The organism is Micropruina sp., from assembly GCF_027492755.1.
GTDB lineage: Bacteria > Actinomycetota > Actinomycetes > Propionibacteriales > Propionibacteriaceae > Micropruina.
The window spans coordinates 2,470-8,178 of sequence record NZ_JAPUED010000105.1; the positions used below are offsets into that span (position 1 = coordinate 2,470).

Sequence of the window (5,709 nt, forward strand, 5' to 3'; positions counted from 1 at the left end):
GGGATGACGCAAGCGGGCGGGATGACGCAAGCGGGCGGGATGACGGGAACCGGTGGGATGACGCGAAGGCTGTTCGTCATCCCGGCCTGCGCCCCGGGATCTCGGTCCGGGTTCAGCGGGCTGGGGCCGGCTGGATGTCGACCGGGAACCGGGGTCGGCAACGCAGTACGAACACCGCCCACAACACGATCGTCATGACCAGCAGCGCACCCTCGGTGAGCAGCGTCGCGTTGGGGAGACCGGACGAGACGAGCAGCACTGCGACCAGGTTGAAGACGCCGTGGATCAGCACCGCGATCAGCCAGGCGAACGCACGGCGTCCGGCCACGATCCCCCACAGGATCAGCACGCTGAGCCCGACGTGCAGACCGATCGCGGCGATCCGCTCGACGCCGACCAGGTAGAACTGCAGCGGCGAGGTGTCGGTGAGCGCGGTCACCACCTGGTCGCGGGTGCCGGCCGGCAGTTGGCCGAGCGCCGCGGTCTGGCCGGTGTTGATCAGCAGCGCGATGGCGAGACTCGACAGCTGGGTCAGTCCGACCAGCAGGATCGCCTCAATGCCGCCGTGGCCCAGACCGAACGAGATGCCGTCCACCCAGCGGTGGAAGCGACGTAGCAGCCACAGCATCACCAGCAGCCGTCCGGTCTCTTCGAAGAGCCCCGCCGAGAAGCTCGCCACCGGACCCGAGACCAGCCATTGTGCCCACGGCGCGTCCTGGGTGGACAGCCAGGTCATCAGCGGAATGCGGGTCAGTACCTGGGAGAGCACGAAAGCCACCATGCCGGCGGCGAACGCCCGGCCCACCTTCGGATATTTCCGGACGCCGCCCTCGCGTCGGGTGACCAGCCAGAGCAGGCCACCCAGCGGGAGCACCAGACAGATCAGCAGGGAAACCACCATGCCGACGATCGAAGCCATGGAAACCATGGGTCACGAGCCTAGCCGCGGGTCCTGACGGATCGTCGGAAGGTTGCTCGGCGGGGTCCCCGAGAACACCGCGGCCGAGGCGATGCCGTCCACGTCGCCGATCCGGCTGCGGACGCCCACCGAGGCGTGCACGGCCCCCGGACGCTCCGGTTGCACCGTGATCAGCACATCGGTCGCCTTCGGCAGCTGCACCGCGATGTCGGCCAGCCCCGGGACGGTCACGGTGCGGTTGAACAGCCGCTTCCCGGACGGCGAGGTGACCACCACCCGCACCCGGCTCGCCTCGGGCACTCCACTGGCCAGCTGCAGGGTCGGCGCCAGCCGCCGGCCCGGCGACAACGCCAGCACCCCCGGACCGGTCAGCACCGGTGTCGCGACCTGGACGGCGAGGTCGGTGGCCTTGGCGTCCCCGCCGTTGTCGCTGAGCACGCCGGCGGTGATCTTCTGCTCCGAGCTGAGCCGCAGCCCCACCGCGGCCGCCGCGAGGGCCTTGCCGAGCGGAATCCGCCTGCTGGTCTGCGGCGGCAGGTCGATCGTTTCGAAACCGGGCAGGGCGATCGGGCCGTCCGCGCCGAGCACCTGCAACGCCACCGCGGCGGTCCGTTCACCGGGATTGACCACCACCAGGTCGCGGGCACCCTTGCCGGAGGCCAGCCCGGGGATCACCAGGTCGTTGGCCGGCTCGGCGGTGGGCGGCAGCCAGTCGCTGCCGGCCGGCTTGTCGTTCTGCCGGACGCGCTGCCGCACCATCGCCGCCACCCGGCCCGCCGAGGTGGCCAGTTGCACCGAGACCGTGTCGTCGGTGGTGAACAGCGGCCCGAGCGGCACCACCCGCCGCGTCCGCGCCGGCACGATGATGCCCCGCGACCCGGGCGCGGTCAGCCGTCCGGCAGCGCCGTAGACGGTGAGGTCGACGGAGGCGTCGGAGGTGTCGGCGTTGAACAGCACCAGTTCAGCGGTGCTGGTACTCGACGAGAGCACCCCGGTGAACCAGGCAGAACTGCCCGGCCGATCGCAGGACGCCAGCGACAGCCCCCGATCGGAGCCGGACTCGACGGCCGTGCGGGTGGTCGCCGAGAACACGTCCAGCCGGGGGGCGCTGACGATCATCGGCGCCGTCACCCCCGAGATGGAGCCGAGGACGCCGGAGACGTCCGTGGTCTGCTCGGGATCATCCAGCGGTGCGGTGGTCAGCCGCCGCTGCGGCGAGCCCGCCGTGACCACCGTCGGATCGCTCTCCGCGGTCACCGCGGGGCACACCACCGCCACCCGGGCACGATCGTCGGTGGGCGCGGCGTTCGGCGACGGCTGCTGCACCGGCAACGCCGACGCACCCAGCACGGCCAGCACCAGCACCACGACGGCCGCCAGCACCGCACCGGTGCGAATCACTGTGGCGCGCTTCATCGCCGCCTCCTCACCCGGGGCGAAGCCAGGATCAGCAAGGTCACCAGGCCCGCCGCCTGCAGCGGCGGCCACGGCCCGGCATCGCCGCGCAGCCCGTAGCGCAGCACGCCTTGTTCGGCACCCAGGTCGAAGGCCTGCCGGCCGTCGGGCAACGGGTGGGACGCCAGTGGGCGCCCGTCGACGGTGGCCCACCAGCGGGCGTCCGCCGGCTCGGCCAGCACCAGTCGTCGGGATTCGCCGCCAGCGGCCACCGTCTCGCCGTCGCCGGTCGGATGGACGTCACCGGCCTCCACGGTGGCGCGGGCCGAGTTCGGCACCGGCCAGGTGGCGTTGTCGCCCTCACCGGTGCCGACGCCGAGCCCGGGCACATTGTCGATGGCCGTCCGCAGGTCGGGGTCGCTGCCCTTCAGCCAGACGTAGCCGACACCCAGCCGCGCCAGATCCTGGCTGAGCTGGTCGTCGGCGCTGCCGGAGAGCAGCCGGTTCACCACCGAGGCGGCCAACCCGCTCTGCGGTTCGACCGAGCCGGGAAGGCCCCGCTCGTCCTCACCCAGCCGGGGCAGCTCGTCCTGCAGCAGCGACCAGCGGATCCCACCCTCGCTCCGGGCGATGGCCAGGGTGCGGACCGGGGTCGGCGACGTCATCGCCACCCGGACGAAGGGCGGCAGCGCGTCGAGGGTCGTCCGGTGCAGGCCGGCGGTGCCGGCCCAGGCCCACCAGCCCGCACCCACGCCGACCGCGGCGACCACCACCACCGTCAGAGCCACCGCGGCCGCGTGCCAGGCACCGAGCGTCCGGTGCCGAAGCCCGGCGGACAGCCCGGCCAGCCCGCGGGCCGCGGCCAGCACCAGGCCGCCGAGCATCAGCACCAGCCACGGCAGCGTCTGCGGCCGCACCTCGACGCCGGGCGGCACCAGCACCACCAGCCGGCTCAGACCGATGGCGGCCAGCAACCCGACCAGGGCGGCGGCCACACCGGGTGCCGCCGCGCGCGGACGCCGGAACAGCCCCGCCAGCGCGGTCAGCCAGGCGACGCCGGCCACTGTCGCGCAGACCCACAGCGGCGCCACATTCGGGCCTGCCGGGTGCGCCAGCGCCAACTGCCAGGCCTCGGCCACCTCGTCCGAGGCCAGCGCCGGCGAGGCGCCGGTCAGGAACCGGCCCGGGAACGCCGACCAGTCGACCACGCTCTGCCCGAGCCCGACCAGCGCGGACGCCGCCACCAGCGCCCATTGGCCGACACCGCGCCAGCTGCGGACCGCGGGCATGGCCGCCATCGCCAGCAGTACCAGCGGCCAGGTCAACGGCACCTCGACGACGGCGAACGCCAGCCACAGACCGATCGCGCCCGCCGAACGCCAGCTCCTGTCGGACGCCCAGGCCGCGAGCGCGTGGGCCAGCAGCGGCACCAGCACCGCCCAGGTGAGAATGCCCAGCCAGCCGCCGCCCAGCGCGCCGACCAGCACCGGCGCGATTCCGTAGCCGAGCGCCGCGATCACCGCCGCCGGGCCCTCCACGCCGGCGTGCCGCAGCACCCGCAGCGCCAGGATCCAGGCCAGCGGGACGGCGATCAGGAAACCGAGGGTGACCAGCCATTCGACCTGGCCGAACGTCACCAGCGCGGCCAGCGCCGTGCTGCCCAGCCAGGGCGGTCCGGCCTGGCCCGGCTGGCCGGCGATCGGGTCGAGCCAGGCGTGCAGCAGGCCCGTCCACGCCTCGGGCGACGGCAGCAGGCCGACGCCGGTGAGGCGTCCCTCGCCCACCAGCCGCCAGCCGGCGATGGCGGCCAGCAGCGCGACCAGGTAGGCGCCGACGCTGAGCGGTGAGAACCTGCGCAGCCGTCCGCGCTCGGCGAAGTCGTCGCCGGTGAGCTCGTCCAGCGAGGTCTCGGCACCGGTGTCGGCCAGGTCGGCCCAGGCCTCGGCGACCCGTCCGGCGGCCCGGTCCAGGGCTCGCCCGGTGAGCTCGCGCCGGGTCGGGGTCAGCCCGGCCAGCACGTCCGCGCCCACCCCGCGGCCCTGCAGCACTCCGGACGCCGACCGGTTCCCCATCCAGGAGCCGAGCGCCCGCAGCTCGGCGGCGGCGCGGGCGGCGTCCTTGCCGAGCAGGAAACCGAGTGCGCCCAGCAGGCTGCCGATCAGCAGCCGCGTCCGGGTCCACACCGAACGGCCGGCCGAGGCCACCCGCAGCTCCCAGGCGCGGGACTGTGCGGCGTCCGGCTCGTCGGAGGCTTCGCGGTAGACCCGCGCCTCGGGTTCGGCGACCACCCGCAGCCCGAACCCGTTCAGCCGGCGGCCCAGTTCGACGCCGGCCAGGCCGTCCGGCAGCTCGGCGAGGGCACCGTCGGCCCGCTCCCAGGCCTCGCGCCGGATCAGTGCACCGGAGAGATCGACGCCGAGAACGGCCATCGTGGACAGCTGGCCCTGGTCGAGTTCGCCGCCCTCGACGGCGGGGACGACGCGTCCGGCCGGTGAGACGGTCAGCCCACAGGATTCGATCAGGTCGACCCGGGCGCGTCGCTGGGATTGCACCATCAGCGGACCGACCAGCGCGATCCGGTCCGATTCGACGCCGGTGCGCAGCAGGTGTTCGAGCGCGTCGGAGGCCGGACGGGTGGCGCGGGGCAGCAACCACAGCCATTCTCCGGTGGCCCGGGACGCCCCCTCGGCGAGGGTGCCGGCCTCCACCACCTCGGTGGGAACCAGACTCTGTTGCTGCAGCAGCGGCTCGAGCGCATCGGCAACCCCGTCGAGCACCACCGCTGTCACGGTGTGGCCGCTGAGGTCGTCGGCTGAGTCTTCCTCGGCGGCATGCAGCCACGCCCAGGGATCAGTCACGCTGCCCTAGGGTAGCGCCGACGGGTCAGCCCGCCTGCTTTTTCAGCTTGCGGCGCTCGCGCTCGGAGAGCCCGCCCCAGATGCCGAACCGCTCGTCGTTGCTGAGCGCGTACTCCAGGCATTCGCTGCGCACCTCACAACTCAGGCAGACCCGCTTCGCCTCGCGCGTCGAACCACCCTTCTCTGGGAAGAACGCCTCGGGATCGGTTTGGGCACAGAGCGCACGCTCCTGCCAACCGAGCGCTCCTTCGTCGCCGTCGTCAAACTCCAGTGCCACCAGCTCATGCATGGCATTCCTCCTCGACCCGGTGCAGCCCGGCTGAACTACATGGAGGAAATTACATGCCTGTTGTTCAGGTAAGTCAACCCGAATCTTGTGGTATTGGGCGCGTCTAGCTTGACTAAGTCGTTACGAGAGGGCCTGTGTCGCACCTTCGCGACGCCGTCAGGGAGGCGCTGATCAGAGCCCCTCCGTCGTCCTCCCGGACTTGATCCGGGATCTCTCCCGCCTGAGATCCTGGGTCGGAGCCCGGGATG

General features: G+C 72.8%; 4 protein-coding genes. All 4 read right to left on the reverse strand.

What is annotated here, in order from left to right; translation table 11 throughout:
- Nucleotides 1–112: 112 nt before the first annotated feature.
- From Q0066_RS07215 to Q0066_RS07230, 4 genes are read right to left on the reverse strand one after another with little or no spacing between them, the layout of a single operon-like run.
- Nucleotides 113–928 (reverse strand): YhfC family glutamic-type intramembrane protease, encoded by an 816-nt coding sequence (locus Q0066_RS07215; RefSeq protein ID WP_298131550.1) that lies wholly within the window; start codon nucleotides 926–928, stop codon nucleotides 113–115.
- Between the two features lie 3 nt (nucleotides 929–931).
- Nucleotides 932–2,335 carry a DUF5719 family protein gene (locus Q0066_RS07220; RefSeq protein ID WP_298131552.1) on the reverse strand — a complete coding sequence of 468 codons (1,404 nt, stop codon included), beginning with the start codon at nucleotides 2,333–2,335 and terminating at the stop codon, nucleotides 932–934.
- On the reverse strand, nucleotides 2,332–5,172 hold the full coding sequence (locus tag Q0066_RS07225) for a hypothetical protein (RefSeq protein WP_298131554.1): 2,841 nt from the start codon (nucleotides 5,170–5,172) through the stop codon (nucleotides 2,332–2,334). Before Q0066_RS07225 ends, Q0066_RS07220 begins: the two co-directional genes overlap by 4 nt.
- Nucleotides 5,173–5,197: 25 nt before the next feature.
- Nucleotides 5,198–5,461 (reverse strand): WhiB family transcriptional regulator, encoded by a 264-nt coding sequence (locus Q0066_RS07230; RefSeq protein WP_298131556.1) that lies wholly within the window; start codon nucleotides 5,459–5,461, stop codon nucleotides 5,198–5,200.
- Nucleotides 5,462–5,709: the final 248 nt, after the last annotated feature.

Coding starts and splice junctions, on each gene's coding strand:
- Q0066_RS07215 (WP_298131550.1), bottom strand. CDS start 928: ATGGTTTCCATGGCTTCGATCGTCGGCATGGTGGTTTCCCTGCTGATC.
- Q0066_RS07220 (WP_298131552.1), bottom strand. CDS start 2,335: ATGAAGCGCGCCACAGTGATTCGCACCGGTGCGGTGCTGGCGGCCGTC.
- Q0066_RS07230 (WP_298131556.1), bottom strand. CDS start 5,461: ATGCATGAGCTGGTGGCACTGGAGTTTGACGACGGCGACGAAGGAGCG.